Here is a 17175-nt window from a genome sequence, read left to right as displayed (position 1 = left end):
GGTCGCCGGGTCTCCCGTTGAGGAAACGGGACGAATGGCGAGCTGATGACGACGAGGGTTCGTCTTATCAGCGAGCGTCGCGTCCGACGGCAGAATGCGACAGGGCCGTCGGGACGGAGGGGCATTTGTCGGACCACCCGCGGGTGCGCAACAAACGATCAATGCATTAGATGCGCGCATGGCGGCGGCGGCATGTCTGCTCAAGAGGTCTGGACGATCTTCGAGCGCTATTTTCCAGGCATCGGGCTGAATTTGGTCAAGCAGCTGATAGAACTTCATGGCGGGCAGCTGAGTGTTCGAAGCCAGAGAGGCGAGGGTTCCACCTTCGTTGTTTCCCTGCCCGATCATGCTCGAGCCGTTTCCGCGATGATTCCTGCAACTGCACTCGCAACAACGGGGACGTGAACGTAAGCGGTGTTTTTCCTTCCACATTGACCAAGCGCGACAGGCAGTTCCGATAACTATCCCCATGAGATTGATGGCATGAATGCGCCAACAGTGGTCATCCCAGCGCGGGGAACACATCACAAAAGGCTGCCATAGCCTGAGCCATGGGCGGGCCTCTGAAATCCTTCGTCCACGAATCCCAGTTTCGTGTCGCTTAGCATCTGTTATATGGCGGTCGAGCTTGGTGGGCGCCGTGTCCGGGTGAACGCGGTCCCCCGGCGCAATCGCGACCGACTTCGGCGGTGGTGCGGTGGCGACAATGCCGATGTGAACGCCTAAGATGGCACGCTCCTGGCGATAGTCCCTTTTTCCTCGGTTTATCCCGACCCCGTAGCGGGCTTGCGGAGTCGGCGACGACAACATCGAAGTCGTTTGAGCCGATCGAGAACGTCGAGACAGGTGTATCTCACAGAGCGGGAGGACCGGCACGACGGCGCAATGAAAAGACCGCGCCGTGCAAGTCACATGAGATCTGTCGAGATGCGGTGTAACGCATTGTTTTGGATCACGAAGGGGAATATTCCTCGCGGTGGGCAGGGGTTCCTCGATCGCCGCCAAGCTCGGCTGCACGACGCAAACGCTCAATGAATGGGTAAGAAGTTGGAAATGAACATGGTTCCCGGCCTGGACTTCCAAGCGACGGAGCCACCGCGTTGACAACGCGAGCGGCATAATTGGCCGGTGTCGTTGCCCACCCTCGTTGGCCCGGCGGATCTGCGATCCTCCGGCCGAGCGTCCGGGCATTCATCATACAATTCCTAGAATCATCACCCGGTTTTATAATCATTCTTAATTGGAACATGCTTCACTTGTCCCAAGGATGAGGGATAGCATTCATGTCGAAAATTTTTCGAATTCTGATCGCAGCATTGATCGTGCTGCCGACAGCCGTCTTTGCTGCTGCCGATGATTGGCGGGTGGTCAAGGCGACAGATCAAGTGAAGTATACCGTCGACAGGACGCACTGGCAGGACCTGCGCGCTGGCGAAGTGGTGCCCAATCGGGCATGGGTCTCCACAGGCCCGCGTGGGCGAGTTCAGCTTGCCAGGGGTGTGGAGAGCATCACCTTCCAGCCAAACACACTTGCCGCCATCACTACCAATGAATCGGCTGCGATTAAGACTCAGATTTACCAACAGGTCGGTTTGCTGGACCTTGAAATCGAGAAGCGGAGCCAGCCGCATACCGCGATACAGACGCCCTACCTCGCGGCCGTTGTGAAGGGAACGATCTTTCACGTGACGGTCGATAGGGCGAAGGCGTCCGTCGCCGTGGATCGCGGCCTGGTTCAGGTCTCCTCCTTCTCCAGCGGCCAGCGGTCGAATGTGGCACCGGGTCAGAGCGCGACTGTCGACAAGAAGGCGGGCATGACGGTGGCGGGCCGGCTATCCAAGCCCGAGATCACCTCGGTTGCGCCGTCGGTCGCCCAGATTCCGGCCGTCGGCACCACGAAACTCGCCGGTGCCACCTCCGAAGCCTGGAGCAACTCTTCGGCAACAAGCAAGACCACCGGTTCCAACGCGAGCGACGATGATAACAGCAACGGCAACAGCGGAAATGGCAATAGCGGCAGCAATGGCAACGGCAATTCCGGTGGCAACGGGAACGGAAACGGCAACAGCGGCGGCAAGGGCAATTCCGGAGGCAACGGCAACGGCAATGGCAACGGTCATTCCGGTGACAGCGGTAACAGTGGGGACGGCAACGGCAATTCCGGCAACGGCGGGAATGGCAACAACGGCAATGGCAACAGCGGCAAGGGCGATAATAACGGCGGTGGCAACGGTAACGGCGGCGGTCACGGTAAAGGCAAGGACAAGTGAGGGATAGGAAGGCGGCTGGGGACTATTTCTCCAACGGCATCAGCACGATCACGGTTCGTCTTCTGCTGATCGCCGTCATGCTGGCGCTGCCGGTGGCGGGATCCAGCGTCGGCCTCGTGCAGGGGATCAACAACAGTCTTTTCGCCAAGCGCTTCGAATGGGCGCCTCGCACCGCCACGGGCAACATCGTCTTCATTGCGATCGACAAGCGCTCCCTCGACGCCGTTGGAACATGGCCCTGGCCGCGGCGCATCTACGCGACGCTGCTCGATAAGCTGGTCGCCTCGGGCGTCAAGGACGTCTTCCTCGACGTCGATTTCAGCGCCCTCTCCAACACTGAGGAGGACGAGATTCTGGCCGCGGCGCTCGCGAAATCCGGAGGAGGGGTTCTTCTGCCGGTGTTCCGGCAGCAGGAGATGGCGTCATCGTCTGTGACGGCGGTGACAAGGCCGATCCCGCAGCTCCTTCAGAATGCATGGCCTGTGTTCGCCAATGTAACGATGGATGCAGACGGGATCGTCCGCCGTTTCGATCTGGGAAGCCAGCTCGATGGGAACCCAACCCAATCCGCCGCAGCAGCCCTTGGCAGGATCGACGGCAGTGCCGGTTCCCTGCGGATCGACTACTCGATAAGACCAGACACCGTTCCGACATTCTCCTTGTCCGACGTACTGAACGGAACCGTGCCGGCTGAGGCAATCAGAGACCGCTCGGTGGTGGTGGGAGCGTCGGCAGCCGAGCTCAAAGACATTTTCGCCGTCCCCGTCTACGGCGCCATCGCCGGCCCGCTCATTCACGTGCTCGCGGGTGAGACCCTGCTCCAGAACCGTTCCCTCAGGATGGTCGATGAGGTTCCGCTGGAACTCTTGTTTACGGCCCTGCTGATCGTCGGCGTCATCCGCAGCCGTTCAACCGGCCTTGTCACGATGATGGCGGTCGCACTGGCGATCGTTGCCGTCGGGGAGATCGGCGCGTTCCTGCTGCAGTGGCGGTATGCGATCCTTGTCGGAACGGCGGTGCCGTGGTTGACGCTGCTGCTCGCCTGGATGCTCGCCCTGAACGAGCGCGTCGACCTCGGCCGAATGCTTATCGCCATCGCCAGTACCGAGGCTCGAAACACCCGACGCCTGATAAGACGGATCATCGCCGACAGTTCCGATGGTGTCGTCGCATTCGATAGCGGTCTGAGGATCATCGAAGCGAGCGAATCTGCAAGGGTGGTACTGGGAGCCGAGATCGGCGCCTCGCTTCTCGGCAGCACGGAGACCGCGGTTATCGACATCGTGCGCAGGCTGGTCTCGGAGCACGAGGCCGAACCGGGCAAGGTGCACACTGCCCTTGTCGATTTCGCTGCGCAGGCTGGGTATTACGAGGCCTCCGTCACGATTTCGCCAATTGAACAGCCGGATGCGCATCTAGCCACGGCGCGATCGCGATTTGCCGGTTGCCTCATCATACGGGACATCACCGCCCGATATGATTATGAAGAGCGGATGAAGACGCTCTCCGAGCGGGACGAGCTCACCGGGCTGCTCAATCGTCGGGAGTTCGCGTATCGACTAGCAAGACTTGAGGGTGGGAGCCGCGTCTCGGTGCTGAATATCGAACGTTTCTCCTACCTTTGCGCCACGCTTGGGTGCGACGTCGGCGACGAGCTCCTGAAAGCCGTGGCAGTGCGGCTTGGGAATGCATTCGCCGGTGATTTGCTGGCAAGGTTGGACCGCGACCATTTTGGCATCGCCACCGCCGCGACAGATGCCCTTCCCATCGAAGATTTTGCCGATGGTCTTTTGGCCCTATTCGAGGAGCCTGTACACCTCACCGGCGCGGCCTTGCCGATCTCGGTCCACCTCGGAATATCTCGCTCAGGCGACACGGCCCCTGGCGCCCTGTTGAACGCCGCCGAATCCGCTCTGGATGCCGCAAAGGCCGCGCCAGGCAGGCGATGGTCTTCTTTCGATCCCTCTATCGCCGTTCGCCAGGCTCGGTCGCGCCGGCTGGAGCGGGATATGCGCGACGCTCTTCGGACCCGGCAGTTCTTCCTGCTGTTCCAGCCGCAGATCGAATTTACGACCGGTCACCTTGTCGGCGCGGAGGCCTTGATCCGATGGAACCATCCGGAATTCGGCTTGCTATCGCCGGCCGAGTTCATCCCGATCGCGGAATCTTCCGGCTTGATCTGCGATATCGGCCGCTGGACGCTGTTCGAAGCTTGTACCGAGGCGGCCGCGTGGCCTGGTGAGCTCGGTGTCGCCGTCAACGTCTCGGCGCTTCAGTTTGAGCAATCCGATATCGAGGCCGATGTAAGGCAAGCCTTGTCCGGCAGCGGACTTCCTTCTTCCCGTTTGTGCCTCGAACTGACGGAATCGGCCTTCCTCGGCAACGGTGGAGCTGTCATCGCAAAGATGCGATCGCTTCGCGAAACCGGGGTGGTCATTGCCTTGGACGACTTCGGGACCGGCTACTCGTCGATGAGCTACCTTGCCGATCTTCCTGTCGACAAACTCAAGATCGACCAGTCTTTTGTCCGGCGAATGAACGGAAATCCGACTGTATTGGAGATCGTCCGCGCGATCATTTCGCTGGCGCGCGGCTTGAAACTGCAGATCGTCGCCGAAGGCGTCGAAAATGAACTGGAGGCCGACGTGCTACATCGGCTCGGATGCGAGACAGGGCAGGGCTATCTCTTCGGGAGGCCAGACCAGTCGACCCGGATGCTTTCCGAGTGGAAAGTCCCGAAACCTCTGGCCGCCGATGCTTGACGATTCGGATCTACACTGAAGTGGCGCCTACCCTCGCGAGCGTGGTTCGCACGACAGCAGCGGTTTCCCCTTCATCCTGGGTTCTGGCTCGATGTTAGAAACTCAGGCAACTTCGTGGGAGATGTCCACCATGACCAAAGCTGATTTCGCTGCAACCGATGCACCATTGCAGAACGAAGATATTGTGATCTGTAAAAGAGTCTTCGATCATATCTGCGCCACCGGGCAAATAACCGACGCCGATGCCTGCGACGAACTCGCAACCCAGATAATCTATTTCTATCAACATAGCGTCAGGAACGAAGATAGCTTGGAATAGTTGCTCGCGAGGGTTGTCGAGAACTGAGGCGGGATGAACCATGGCGGGCCGCTTTCCAAGCCGCTATCCCCTGTCATTCCACCTTCGTCCGTCTCAGTGACGTTCGCTGGGGGCTAAGAGTTGAACTCAGCATCGCATCCACAGCCGTCAGACGCATTACATGACGGTGTAAGCTCGGCGTCTCCTTTGGGCATTCGGGAAACGACGGAGCAAATTGACCATCGAATTTCGACCTATTCATTCGCGGCGGGTCTTCACCGTTTGCGGTGCTCGTCCCAAGACGAAGACAGTGCCGTATTCCGCGCAACCCCTTCTGAACTACAAGCCGAACCACGAAATACGGGTCTTTTGGCAGTATCGACCAAATGGATACAAGCGACAAATATGTTTCCCGAGCTTGTCGAAATTCCCAAAACGCATATTTTTGAGTGGCGTCGAGTGCTCCCCGGACCGCGTATTGAGGGAGGTTCGGATTTGCGGCCAGCGAACGCCTAACTACTTCCAAAGCACTTTTGCCCATTCGAGAGTGATTGGAAGACATGCTGCCGGGATGCTTTCGGTATCCCACCAGCCGTTCGGAAACGACTTCGATGCAGTAGCGCGTGGCCAGCCTGAGCTCGAAATCGAGGTCTTCGCAGCCTCCAAGACCGGCGGCTGCATATGAGCTATCAAACCCACCGATTTCAAGCGCGACATTCCGTCGGACGAGAAGCGCACTCCCATTGCCTATATACTTAAAATTCAGATGGCGGGCATAGATATATCCCCTTGCGACTTCGGAACTGCCTGGCCGAATAATCTCGTCGTCCTCGTTGATGAGGCAATGCTGCACGTAGACCGCAGCCCACCGCGAGGACAACCGGCTGAGAGCGTTCACCTGCTTTTCGATTTTCGTCCGGTACCAGAGATCGTCGGCGTCAAGGAATGCCACAAATCGACCAGATGATGCCTCGATCCCAGTATTTCTTGCAGCCGCGACACCACGGTTAGGTGTGGAGAGGAGACGGATGCGCGAGTCCGACATCGCTGTCTGCTCGACGAGTTTTGCCGTGTCGTCCGTGGAACCGTCATTGACGACGATAATCTCCAGGGCGGTGTAGGTCTGGCGCAGAGCGGATCGAAGCGTCCGCTCAATATAGGTGGAAGCGTTGAAAGCCGGGATGACCACTGAGACCAAAGGCTGATCAGAATTAAAGGTCCCTCGTCGATCCTCCTCTGTAGATGAAAGCATTGCAGATCTCTCGCCACGCCAACGACAAAGATACTTTCGTACAGATGAAGGACTGCCTTGTTGAGTTCTGCAGTTCTCCCACATTCAATTCGGAGCGGGCAAATCCTAGCCACCGACAATGTTGGAAGACCGCCTTCAACATGCCTACACTCTAACATTGTTTTGTGGGCGAAAACGGACTTTGGTCTGACGTAGACCCTCTACTTTCGGAGAAGAAGAGGCCGCAGTCGGCCTTAAACCGGCTACGCTGGCTCGTCTCATGTCATTGCATTTGGAAGTCATTTGAGCCGAAGCGCGAACCGTTTTCGACTCTCTGACCGCTGCCTACGGCCAAGCACTTTGTTGCTTTGCGATGAGTGTCATCCTGCGACGCCCGCTAAGGCAGTCCGTCAGTGGACGACAGCAATCACGGGAATTCCGGCTTCTTCCGCAGCGCGAATGAGCGCGGCGCGCGCTGTCTTTGCGGAGATGTTGCCTTGAATGGCATCCAGGCACGTTTTTACAGCCGCGATGTATTCCTTGCCATCGTCTGTCGGCCATTCGGCGACAAGGGCCTCGGCGATCCCGCCAAGTGATCGGATCAGCCTATTCTTTTCCTGACCGCTCATCACAAGCATCAGAGGGGCGAAGTCTTCGCTTCTATGCCAATCCACAATCCCGATCGTTTGCATGAATGCCACCTTTTATTCCCAAAAAGCGATCGCCCGCCATGGATCGACAAAACTTCACCAGGGAGGTCCTGACTGGATACAACAACATCGCTAAACCTCCCTGGCGTCCTTTCAACAAGGAAGAGGAAGATCTACGCCCCATAGCGTCGAGGGGAAGACGGACTTAGGTCGGACTGGCGACCTCGGCACCCACGGCGCATATTAGCTTGAGGTAACGTGTAGGTCCGTGAGGGGCGGACAGGAGGAGAAGATGAAATTCGGCCCCGATAACTACAACCACGAAGAGCGCTGCTCGCAAGGCCATAGTTCGGCTTCGACCATCGCGACGATCAAAGCGGCCCTTTCCGCTGATCAGGATATCGATAGCAGTGCCATCGATATCAGGATGCTCGGCCCTGTGGTCCTGCTAGAGGGCTACATTACAAACGCCGCAGACCGCGAGAAAGCCATCTCGCTTGCAGCGATGATCGTCGGCCACGAGAACGTCCAGGATCGGATGCTGAGCCGCTTCCCAACGCAGTAACGGACGGCTAGGACCAAGGTCTTACTTAATCCCGGTATGAAGTCCTAACTCGGGAACACTTTCCTCCACTCGCCGGTTTCCCTGCGCAGCGGAACCAACCGCATCCAAGGAGGAAAATAAATGAATATCAGATCAGTAGCTATTGCCACTGGCGTCCTGTTGGCATCGACATCTACGTTTGCCCAGCAATCGACGGTGACGGGTGCAGTGGGTGGAGCTGCAACGGGCGCGATCGTCGGCGGCCCGGTCGGTGCGGCTGTCGGCGGCATCGTCGGCGGCGTGGCAGGTAGCGTGATTGATCCGCCGCCGCAGCAGGTGGTGACCTATGTTCAGCAGGCTCCCGCCCCGACCGCACGGGTCGTGGTGAAGGAGAAGGTCGTCGTCGGACAGCCCCTACCGGAGACGGTGGTCGTGACGCCAGTTCCCGACGACCCGAAATATGCATACGCGATCGTCAACGACCAGCGTGTGATCGTCGAACCTTCCTCGCGGAAGGTCATCCAGGTCATTCATTGACCGCCAGGCGGCTTCAGCCGCCCTTTCCAACCATCAGGTCACGCATTGCACCGCATGAGAATGCGGGCGGGCATCGTGTGCCAAACCCTCGGAGGTCATTATGAAAAGCAACCATTTCACCATGCTCTTGGCAGCGTTGTCACTTGGTGTATCGCCGCTTGCAACTTTGCCGGCGGCTGCTCAGCAGGACACCAAGAGCAGCGGCCAGGCCCAGTCCGGCTCTCAGACGGGCACGGACGCCGGCTCGCAGTCGGGCTCCGCCAAGACCGGTACCGACTGCGCCCCTGACGCTTCCGGCGCCTGCCCAGGCAAGGGCGGGTCCTCTCAGCAGAAATCCGGTCAGGGCTCTGACATGAAAAAGAGCGCTGAGCAGCCTTCGACCGATGGCTCGACGAGCGGAAGTGCGTCCGGCAAGACTTCGACAGAAACCAAACCTACCTCGAAAGACGCCAGCGGTGGCGCTACGACGGAACAGAAGCCCGCCGCCAAGTCCGGCACCACGGATAGTAGCGGTTCGGCCACCACAGGCACGAAGAGCACCACGCAAAGCGGCGATGCGTCTAAGCAGTCGACAGACCAAAACGCGACAACAACAAACAAAAGCTCTTCCGAAACCAACGTCAACAACAACACGACGAAGACCAACGTCAACATCTCGGTCGAGCAGCAGACCGAAATTCGAACGGTGGTGAAGGAGGTCCATGTTGCGCCTGTGAAGGAAGTCGACTTCACGGTTTCCGTCGGAACGAACATCCCCAAGAAGATCCGACTGGAAAGGCTGCCGACGCGCATCGTGAAGATCGTTCCGCAGTATGAAGGCTACCGCTTCTTCATCCTTGCGGATGGCCGAATCGTCATCGTCGATCCCGATGCTCTGACGATTGTCTACATCATCGAGGCCTAACACGGTTTATCCCGGTGGTGTCTTATGCGCCGCCGGGCCGCAGGAGCAATCAATGATCTACCATGAAGATAAGCCGTCCGGCGCTGCCTTTCCCATCATCGTCATTCTCATCGCCATGGTCGCTATTGTCGGCAGCCTCGTCCTGTCATCAGGGCATGCGGCATCGGCTCGGGTCTGGGTTCCTGTTCGATCGGCTGGCCCCTGATCCGGCGGCGCCCGGAGACTGCGCGGCGACCTCGAGAAGGTGTTCCGAGTTTTTTGCTTGGCTTCACGCTCGGCCGCAGTTCTCTTTTCGACGCTGAAGCGATCCCGCTCAGTAGTTGAGTTTCGGGTACCAGTCCGTACCGCGGCCGGCCGGCGTCATGTCCAGAATGTTCCAGAGCGGTGCGATATCGACTGATCCTCTTGGATCCTGGCCGGGATCCGCCGCTTCGGCGGGCATCTCGGCATTATAAAAGACGCGAACGTCATTCCCGTCCTTCTGGTAGACCGTCAACGCGGGATATTCGAAGCCCTTGTCGTCGAGCAGACCTAGGTCCCTTGCATAGTCGTCGCCAATGGTCTGAACGAAATCTAGGTCGCGCCAGCCGCGTTCGACGGCGAATGCACGCTGCCGATCCACAGGGCTGCGGCCGATGATCTTTAACGCGACCCGCTGCTTGATGTCGGCACCGTTGCCATTCGCTCCGCCGAGGAAGTTCGTGCACATGGGACAGGGCCGTTCGCGCTGCGGGCCGAACATCCAGAAGTACGTTACAAGCGTATCGTGATGCCCGAACAGGTCTGCCAGCCCGACTTCGGCGCCGTTCTCGTCCCTGAAGCGATAGTCCTTTTCGACGACCGGGCCCGGAGGCAGGCGCCGGCGCTGCTCCGCAAGCCTGGTGAGATGTCGTCGGACTTCGATCTCCTCGGCAAGCAGAGCCGTCCTTGCCTCGGCGTAGTCCGGAGTTTCATTCTTGAATCTGCTCGAACGTTTCGCGGCCAGTTCCTTCGCTGGTTTCAACTCGCCCATTTCCATGTGACTTTCCTCCCTTGGTTCACACTGACAGCGTCGCGATTCAATCAGCCTTCTGGTGACGGTGACGGGTGCGTGTGATGATTTTCCACACCCCGACCTTTAGGAGACGTAAGAGGAGATCGGTTTTCGACAAGGACAGGGCCCTGGTGGCGCTGGGCCAATGGGATGCCGGGCCGCAGCCCTGCGCGAACCAAAAACATGATCACCCTCGATCGCTAAAGATTCCGCGCCGCGAATTGCGGCGAGGGGGTCTGGACTTGCTAGAATGAGCCCGACGGACGTCGGAGTATGCTTTGGTTGCGTTCTGACCGTCGAGTCGCGCATGCCACTCCGCCGTTTTTCATCCAGTGTCCAAAGACAAGATCTCGCTTGTCGGAGATAAAGGAGGAATTCCTCGTGGTTTCCAAAGATCAGCCGTCTTTGTGGATGGCGTCCTAGTTCGGGGACCTGTCCGGTCCGCGTTCGATGATGTCGCCCAGGAATACAACACGATTGGCGTGAAAGGACTTTGGTGTGCAAGGACCGAACGGCGGCTAAAGTTTTTGATGTGATCAGCGATCGCCACCGGGTACACCCGACACGTCTGGGGGATTTCGGACGCCGGGCGATGCTCGGCGCCATACAGGGACTCTGACACGTCCAGGAGTTCCGCGGCCCGATGGCGAAGGCCCGCGCGCCACACGTCGTCCTCCGGAACAAGCTTCAGCCAGAGGCGTCGAAGGACGTCGAACGAGGAGACCCCGTCAAAACGACGACGGGGAATCCTTCGTGCCTGCCGTCCGGCAGGATCATGTCCTTGGTCAATTTTCTTCTCTCTCGCCGCCAAGACGATGCTTGCAGCATTACCACTCAATCCTGGGCGGCAATACGCCTTAACCGAGCTTATTGCCCTCGGTGGTCCGGGAAACGGCGCCGGTGATCAGATCGAACGGCCGGGTCTGAAAGGAAGTGCTAACCAATCCCCTTCCGCGCGCTTTAACGCTCCCTGTTTTACGCTCTACGCACATAGAAGGACGTAATGCAGATGAATTGGCAGGCGCGGTCGCAGTGGGTTTTAAAATGGGTTCTCCCGGCAGCCACGTCCTTGATCATAGGGTGCGTCCTTTTTGGTACCCTCCAATGGGCCGCAGCGCAGACCGATGTGGTCGCGGAGGCCCGCCAGCGGGATCTCGTCAGACTGATCGTCTCGAAGATGCAGGCTAGCGTTGCTCATGATCAGGAAAGCGCGACAGTCTGGGACGACGCGGTTCGAAAAACCGACGCGCGGGATCTCGAATGGCTTCGGTCGAACCTCGGCGACTGGATGCACACCTATTTCGGACATGACGCGGCCATCGTACTTTCCGCCGACCATAGCCCGATCTACGAGTTCATTGCGCCCTCTGATAGCGAATTGACGCCGGATGATCTGCGTGTCGCTTATGCGCCGCTGGCGGATGCATTGCAGAAACGACTTGCTGCCGGCGACGGCGAAGGGGTCACGGACCGGGTGCTCTCAATCGGCGAAAGCGACCTTACATATGTAGGGCGCCACCCAGCGATTGTGAGCGTCAAGCCAATTGTCTCAGACACCGGCGACATCGAACAACAGCCGGGGGAGCAAAATCTACATGTGGCTGTGAGGTTCCTCGATCAAAGTTTCGCGTCCGAGATCGGAAAGGACTACCAATTTTCCGAAATGCAGTTCTCGAATGACGCTCCGACGGACGCGGAGCACTCATTCGTTCCGTTGAAGTCTCGTGCGGGCGCCGCTATCGGCTACTTCGCCTGGCGCCCATTTCGCCCAGGTGCGAGCGTGTTGGAAGCGACCCTGCCGGCGGTCGGCCTGGCCGCCGTTGCCATCTTCGTCGCGGCAAACCTGTTCGGGCGTGCGATCTGGAGACGCTCAGCACGCCTTGCCTCGAGTCGTGAGGAGCTCCAGCATCTCGCCTCGCGCGATCCGCTGACTGGCCTTTCCAACCGCGCTCATTTCAGCACCGAACTTGCCGCCCGGCTCGGCGCGGCTTCTCAGAACCAGAGCCACTGCGTGTTGTTCATAGACCTCGACCGGTTCAAAGCGGTCAATGATACTTTCGGGCATCCGACGGGAGACAAGCTCATCTCGCTGGTGGCCCAGCGCTTGAATGACACTATGTCGCCGGCGATCATCGGCCGCGTCGGAGGTGACGAATTCACCGTCCTGCTTCAAGAAGCCGACAGTCAGGTGGCCGCCTCCGCTTGCGCCCAGATCGTCCAGCACCTGCGGGAGCCTTTCGAGATAGATGGCGCCCATATCGTCATCGGTGCGAGCGTCGGAGCTGCGGTTGCTGTCGGCCCCGCGGATCCGTCGGAACTCACCCGTCAGGCCGACATAGCTCTCTACCACGCCAAGGCGGCTGGTCGAAACACTTTCGCGATCTTCGGCGGCCATATGGACGAGCTGCTGCGCAGGCGTCGGAAGCTTGAACACGACCTTCGGCTGGCGCTCGAGACAAGGTCTCAAATGGAGGTCTTTTATCAGCCGGTATATTCGGCGGAGCACAAGGGCCTGTCATCAATGGAAGCGCTTGCCCGCTGGAAGCATCCTGAAGAAGGTTTCATTGCTCCCGACATCTTCATCCCCATTGCCGAGGAAATCGGCCTTATCCATGAGGTCGGCGCCATCGTGCTCGAAGATGCTTGCAGTGTCATGGCGGACCTTCCTTCCACCTCTATGGCAATCAACGCCTCGGCGCTGGAACTCTGTTCCGACGGTTATCCTCTTCGTGTTTTGTCCAGATTGGCGAAATGGAACATCGATCCAAACAGACTGGAGATCGAAATCACCGAGTCTTTGGCTTTGGGTGGAGAAGGACATAGCGATGGGAACATTGCTGTCCTTCGAAATGCGGGTGTGCGTATCGCCATTGATGACTTCGGAACGGGATACTCCTCCTTCTCAAGGGTGCAGAACCTCGTGGTCGACAGGATCAAGATCGACAAGTCGTTCATCGATGCAGTGCAGGGAGAGAGCAGGCCATTGATCGAGGCGATGATTAATATGGCTCGAGCAAAAGGTCTTAAGACCACGGCTGAAGGGGTGGAAACGGACGAACAAAGTGATGCTTTAGTGGCCCTTGGGTGCGACAGCCTCCAAGGCTTTCTGATCTCGCGGCCTCTTCCCCGCGCGGCCGTTATCGATTTGTACAGCGTAAGCGGGAAGCGGGTATTCACTGCCTGAAGCGCGGCCCGCTCGAACTGCGCTCGGGGTACTCGGGCAAGGGAAGCGTTTCCAAGGCATTTAGCCAAGAAAGTCGCCAGGCGCCCTGCCAAGCCGGCCGCCGAGGCTTTAGCCATTGGGCATCGTCTCACGATATCGCGCCGTGCATCGGTCGGCTAGCGACGTCGTCGCTCCTGACTATTCGGTGTCGTCGGCGACACTGAACGAAGTGGCGCTGCGCAGGCCACCTGCCGAATCCATCGGGCGGTTCGACGCTCCCACAGCGGTGTGCAATCTGTCACGGGCAGACCGGAATCAGCCGCGCGGACTCGCCGAACCTCGGAGGCCAATACGCCGCGGTCATCTATAAGCAGCTCCACGACTTTAAGACCGGTTCCCGCGTCAATGCCGTCATGAGCCCCTTCGCGCTGATCTCGTCTGGCGGAACTATCTTGGAGAAGCCGACGAGGAGATCGTGTGTTTCGCAATGATCGAAACGGCCGAGGCTCTCGACAAGCTCGAGGAGATCGCAACCACGCCGGGGCTCGACGGCATCTACATCGGTCCTGCGGATCTCACGATCGCGCTCACAGGAAAGAAGTACGCTCCGGGGTTCGACCGCGAGGAGCCCGAAATCATCGAGGCGATCGACCGGATTTTGAAGGCCTCCCATAGTGCCGGCATCAAGGCCGCGCTGCATTGCGGTTCTGCCAGCTACGCAGCCAGTGCTGCCAAATGTGGATTCGACCTGGTGACGGTTTCGAATGACGTCCGGCTGCTCGCCGGAGCGGCCGCTGCGAGCATCACTTCATTCAGATCCATCATGAAGGAGCAAGCGAAGGCGTCAGGGAACGCGAAGGGCGGTTATTGATATGATCTCTGCAACGAGTGCACGGCCGGCAAAGGTGATCGGCGAAGGCTCCATCCACGTCATTGCCCTTCATGGTTGGATGGGAGACCACCGTCTCTTCGAGCCCACCTTTCCATATTGGGATCGTCAGAAATTCACCGTCGCGTTCCTCGATTGTCGAGGATATGGCACCCGCTCTGGGGAGACGGGAAAATATACGGTGGAGGAGGTCGCACACGACGTTCGCGATCTTACCAGGTCGCTCGGCTGGTCGTGGTATCATGTCATCGGACATTCGATGACCGGGATGACGGCGCAGCGCCTGACCGTTGATTTTCCAGATGAAGTCCAGTCGATTATACTCGTCGCCGCGGTGCCTGCTTCTGGGGCCAAGATCACTGACGAGCGCCGTCAGCTTCTATTGGTCGCCGTCGGCGACGGACAAGTCCGGAAGAAGTTGATCGAGGTTCACACTGGGCATACCAGGGCACCAGAGTGGCTAGACGGACTTCGTGATCTTAGTCTGGTTGGGACGTCGCCCAAGCCGCTCCTAGCCTACATGTCTTCCTGGACCGGGACCGATTTCTCGCGCGAGGTCGTCGGCAACAAGACGCCGGTGCTCGCCGTGCTCGGCGGGAAGGATCCGGGGAACGTCGGTTGAGCGGACGCACGAAACTGTTGCAACCTGGTATGGGAGCGTGGCCGTAAAGGTGCTTGTCGATGCTGGGCATTATCCAATGTACGAGGTGCCCGAGCAGTTCGTCGAACTCGTCTCGGAACATCTCGCGACGTTTTGACGCGTCCATGTCGAAAAGCAGAGCGGTCTGCCGTCTTTTGATAACTCACTCCTAGGTGGCCAGTCCGGCAGACTTCTGACGCGCCGCGTCCTGAAGGCCTCAGAGCGGGATAACACCTGGCGTACTCTGGGGTCGCCGCCGCTCGGAAGCGTTGCGGGCGAAGGTCATCAAGCGGAGGTGAGGACCGCGTTGGGCATCGACCTTGAATCTACCATGTCGAGATCTCATCTTCGGGAGAGCATTCCTAATCGCTTTCAAGCAAGGCACACTGCAAAAGCCGGTACTGATTCCGTCCTGCGTGCGACCGATGCAAATCGCTTCTCGAACTTTACGAGGTAGGTGTTGACGCAGTTCTTCGAAACAACTCAGGGTATTATGTTCGTCGGAGCGATGATTGGGGCTGGCTGTTTCGCCGCCGGCACGATCGTACCTAACGCACTGCGGTGGGCGAGTGCTGAACGCGCGCGGGACCCGAAAGCCAACGCGCGTGGCGCAGCGATGCTGACAGCTCTGGCATTGGACGATTTTGTCGGCGCCGCTTACGCTGCCGTAAACGACACGCCTGAGTTCAATCCAGTCAACGACGGCGAGTTCGTCTTCCACACGCCCGATCCGGTTCTCGTCCTTCCACCGGCGCAGGACCTGAGCTTCCTCGGCGGGGAGCTCTTCAACGAGACTTTATGGCTATCGAACCGTATAACGAACTTGGGCAACGCGTTGGACAGTCTTGATCTCTCGGGTCCGGGATTCGACGGGTTTTTCGAGCGGCGTCAGGAGGGCTATGCGGTGCTTGCGGCGAAGGCCATGGACCTCATCGAGAGACTGCTCGTCGATTTCGATCTCAGTCTTCCGGAGAAGCCTGACTACTACAGGCAGCGCGAAGGATTTGCCTCGGTCGTACAAGGTGCTGCCGAACGCCGCACGGCCGGCACCAAGAAGACGGCAGCGAGAATTCACGCAGCTGGGTCCAATATCACTCATCTTTTCCCTAAGACGGGCGAAGAAGGCGAGTGACGCCCGGAGCGCAAGGCGCTGGAACCACATCTCGGTGGGGTCTCTTGGTGGTTGTTTGTATAACTGACGTTTTGTCCGTGAACCGACGCGTTTCGCAATTCGGCCACGAAGGACGAGGGAAGCAGGTCGACTCCTTCTCGCAGTTACTCGGCACTTTCCTTCGCAAGTACAGGAGCGGCGGCTACGCGAATGCCGGAGCGCAGCCAAAGCGGAGAGGTTAAAGCAGGGCGCTCGCGCGGACCTTTTTAGGCAGGTTACTCTGGGCTGAGATAGATGACACAGCTATCGCGGCGCTTGGGGCGAATGCGCCGAAATGCCCGCCCCGCGGCGAAGTGCCGGGCCCGGCCCTCCTCGTTCTACACGAGGACCTCGACGTCTGTCTCGCCGAGCGAGCTGTCGAAGACCGAGCGGCGGACGTGCAGCATCCTTCCGGACACGCCAGCGCGGCCATCATGAAGGAATGCGTCTGAACTGTGGACGAGGTCCATGATGGCGACGTCGGTCATCCAGCCGCTCGTCAACCCGTCAACCGGTCCCGCACCCAGCGGGAGGCCTGATGCGACCTGCCCCAAGCTATGCCGGACCGACTGCGTTAAGTGCCCGCGCCTATTCTGCGCCTATGTGGCGAGCGGGCAGTTTATGGCGCAGGGGAATGTCGCGGTGATCCGCGAGCGAAACGCAAGGCGGCGCGGGCTGACTTTTCTTCGCTTCGGGGCGGGGAAAGAGTGAAATGCGGCGGCGCAGGGCTGGGCGATCGACTGGCTCCGATACTCGAAGGGGGCGTTCCGAGGCGATCAGGCAATAGCCCAGGCGGCGCGTGCCGGAGTTTGGCGTGGGTCGTTCGAAATTCCATGTGAGGCGAGGGCAGCGCGCCTAAAGCAGCGGGCGGCCTGCTGATGTGCGGGATTCGCCACCAATCCTGCCAACCTACATCATCCAGCACTCGATAGCGGCGCGGCGTCCGCCCCCGCGACGTCCATCCGACAATGTCGAACCCCGACCCCGTTGGCGAGAAAAGCAACGCGCCTTGGCCGCGGCCTCGAAGCCAGGGGCTGCAGACGGAGGTTGCCGGAGCGCCGGGAGCGCACGCTGGCTTTGAGGGCCCCGGATAAGGCCGCTCGG

15 protein-coding genes and 2 pseudogenes are annotated in these 17175 nt (G+C 59.2%); 13 read left to right on the top strand and 4 right to left on the bottom strand.

The annotated features are described in order from the left end of the window. Positions 1-45: 45 nt before the first annotated feature. The 4 genes from HJB82_RS23630 (at position 46) to HJB82_RS23615 (ending at position 5351) form a co-directional block, all read left to right on the top strand. Entirely contained in the window at positions 46-405 is a 360-nt protein-coding gene (locus HJB82_RS23630; RefSeq protein WP_221141683.1) for an ATP-binding protein, read from the top strand. A gap of 878 nt (positions 406-1283) precedes the next feature. Further along, positions 1284-2270: a hypothetical protein gene (locus tag HJB82_RS23625; protein WP_221141680.1), complete on the top strand. Its 987-nt coding sequence runs from the start codon at positions 1284-1286 to the stop codon at positions 2268-2270. Then, positions 2267-5032: an EAL domain-containing protein gene (locus tag HJB82_RS23620; RefSeq protein WP_221141678.1), complete on the top strand. Its 2766-nt coding sequence runs from the start codon at positions 2267-2269 to the stop codon at positions 5030-5032. The genes HJB82_RS23625 and HJB82_RS23620 overlap by 4 nt, the downstream gene beginning before the upstream one ends. 130 nt (positions 5033-5162) lie before the next feature. Further along, a complete protein-coding gene (locus HJB82_RS23615) occupies positions 5163-5351 on the top strand; it encodes a hypothetical protein (RefSeq protein WP_221141676.1) in 189 nt (62 codons plus the stop codon). 73 nt (positions 5352-5424) lie between these two features. Here HJB82_RS23615 and HJB82_RS23610 read toward each other — a convergent pair whose 3' ends face one another. Both HJB82_RS23610 and HJB82_RS23605 read right to left on the bottom strand, forming a co-directional pair. After that, on the bottom strand, positions 5425-6582 hold the full coding sequence (locus HJB82_RS23610) for a glycosyltransferase family A protein (protein ID WP_221141674.1): 1158 nt from the start codon (positions 6580-6582) through the stop codon (positions 5425-5427). A gap of 389 nt (positions 6583-6971) precedes the next feature. After that, positions 6972-7253, bottom strand: a complete 282-nt coding sequence (locus tag HJB82_RS23605) for a DUF982 domain-containing protein (RefSeq protein WP_221141673.1) — start codon at positions 7251-7253, stop codon at positions 6972-6974. Positions 7254-7503: 250 nt separating this feature from the next. On the opposite strand from HJB82_RS23605, the gene HJB82_RS23600 reads away from it, so the two are divergent. The 4 genes from HJB82_RS23600 (at position 7504) to HJB82_RS23585 (ending at position 9401) form a co-directional block, all read left to right on the top strand. After that, a complete protein-coding gene (locus tag HJB82_RS23600) occupies positions 7504-7776 on the top strand; it encodes a BON domain-containing protein (protein ID WP_221141671.1) in 273 nt (90 codons plus the stop codon). A 120-nt stretch (positions 7777-7896) separates the two neighbouring features. Beyond that, positions 7897-8292, top strand: coding sequence for a DUF1236 domain-containing protein (locus HJB82_RS23595; protein WP_221141668.1), 396 nt, complete (start codon positions 7897-7899; stop codon positions 8290-8292). 100 nt (positions 8293-8392) lie between these two features. Then, positions 8393-9196, top strand: a complete 804-nt coding sequence (locus HJB82_RS23590; protein ID WP_221141666.1) for a DUF1236 domain-containing protein — start codon at positions 8393-8395, stop codon at positions 9194-9196. A 52-nt stretch (positions 9197-9248) separates the two neighbouring features. Beyond that, positions 9249-9401, top strand: coding sequence for a hypothetical protein (locus HJB82_RS23585; RefSeq protein WP_221141664.1), 153 nt, complete (start codon positions 9249-9251; stop codon positions 9399-9401). Positions 9402-9509: 108 nt separating this feature from the next. Here the strand turns inward: HJB82_RS23585 and HJB82_RS23580 are convergent, their stop codons facing one another. Further along, on the bottom strand, positions 9510-10214 hold the full coding sequence (locus HJB82_RS23580) for a DUF899 family protein (RefSeq protein ID WP_221141662.1): 705 nt from the start codon (positions 10212-10214) through the stop codon (positions 9510-9512). Positions 10215-11238: 1024 nt separating this feature from the next. Between HJB82_RS23580 and HJB82_RS23575 the strand changes: the two genes are divergently transcribed. From HJB82_RS23575 to HJB82_RS23560, 5 genes and pseudogenes are all read left to right on the top strand, one after another. Further along, on the top strand, positions 11239-13413 hold the full coding sequence (locus HJB82_RS23575) for an EAL domain-containing protein (RefSeq protein WP_221141738.1): 2175 nt from the start codon (positions 11239-11241) through the stop codon (positions 13411-13413). A 154-nt stretch (positions 13414-13567) separates the two neighbouring features. Beyond that, positions 13568-13823, top strand: a pseudogene (locus HJB82_RS31730) (c-type cytochrome); the annotation flags it as partial. A 35-nt stretch (positions 13824-13858) separates the two neighbouring features. After that, positions 13859-14263, top strand: a pseudogene (locus HJB82_RS23570) (aldolase/citrate lyase family protein); the annotation flags it as partial. 1 nt (position 14264) lies between these two features. Continuing rightward, positions 14265-14903 (top strand): alpha/beta fold hydrolase, encoded by a 639-nt coding sequence (locus tag HJB82_RS23565; protein ID WP_221141658.1) that lies wholly within the window; start codon positions 14265-14267, stop codon positions 14901-14903. Positions 14904-15381: 478 nt separating this feature from the next. Then, positions 15382-16053 (top strand): hypothetical protein, encoded by a 672-nt coding sequence (locus HJB82_RS23560; protein ID WP_221141655.1) that lies wholly within the window; start codon positions 15382-15384, stop codon positions 16051-16053. Positions 16054-16409: 356 nt separating this feature from the next. On the opposite strand, the gene HJB82_RS23555 is transcribed toward HJB82_RS23560, so the two are convergent. Further along, entirely contained in the window at positions 16410-16559 is a 150-nt protein-coding gene (locus HJB82_RS23555) for a hypothetical protein (protein WP_221141653.1), read from the bottom strand. Positions 16560-17175 lie beyond the last annotated feature (616 nt).

It is taken from the genome of Rhizobium sp. NZLR10, assembly GCF_019685125.1.
Lineage (GTDB): Bacteria > Pseudomonadota > Alphaproteobacteria > Rhizobiales > Rhizobiaceae > Rhizobium.
This window is presented reverse-complemented; position numbering and strand designations above follow the sequence as displayed.

Bases quoted from the DNA above. Each gene is read 5' to 3' on its own strand.
- HJB82_RS23630 (WP_221141683.1), top strand. From the start codon at position 46: ATGACGACGAGGGTTCGTCTTATCAGCGAGCGTCGCGTCCGACGGCAG.
- HJB82_RS23625 (WP_221141680.1), top strand. From the start codon at position 1,284: ATGTCGAAAATTTTTCGAATTCTGATCGCAGCATTGATCGTGCTGCCG.
- HJB82_RS23615 (WP_221141676.1), top strand. From the start codon at position 5,163: ATGACCAAAGCTGATTTCGCTGCAACCGATGCACCATTGCAGAACGAA.
- HJB82_RS23610 (WP_221141674.1), bottom strand. From the start codon at position 6,582: ATGCTTTCATCTACAGAGGAGGATCGACGAGGGACCTTTAATTCTGAT.
- HJB82_RS23605 (WP_221141673.1), bottom strand. From the start codon at position 7,253: ATGCAAACGATCGGGATTGTGGATTGGCATAGAAGCGAAGACTTCGCC.
- HJB82_RS23600 (WP_221141671.1), top strand. From the start codon at position 7,504: ATGAAATTCGGCCCCGATAACTACAACCACGAAGAGCGCTGCTCGCAA.
- HJB82_RS23595 (WP_221141668.1), top strand. From the start codon at position 7,897: ATGAATATCAGATCAGTAGCTATTGCCACTGGCGTCCTGTTGGCATCG.
- HJB82_RS23590 (WP_221141666.1), top strand. From the start codon at position 8,393: ATGAAAAGCAACCATTTCACCATGCTCTTGGCAGCGTTGTCACTTGGT.
- HJB82_RS23585 (WP_221141664.1), top strand. From the start codon at position 9,249: ATGATCTACCATGAAGATAAGCCGTCCGGCGCTGCCTTTCCCATCATC.
- HJB82_RS23580 (WP_221141662.1), bottom strand. From the start codon at position 10,214: ATGGAAATGGGCGAGTTGAAACCAGCGAAGGAACTGGCCGCGAAACGT.
- HJB82_RS23575 (WP_221141738.1), top strand. From the start codon at position 11,239: ATGAATTGGCAGGCGCGGTCGCAGTGGGTTTTAAAATGGGTTCTCCCG.
- HJB82_RS23565 (WP_221141658.1), top strand. From the start codon at position 14,265: ATGATCTCTGCAACGAGTGCACGGCCGGCAAAGGTGATCGGCGAAGGC.
- HJB82_RS23555 (WP_221141653.1), bottom strand. From the start codon at position 16,559: ATGACCGACGTCGCCATCATGGACCTCGTCCACAGTTCAGACGCATTC.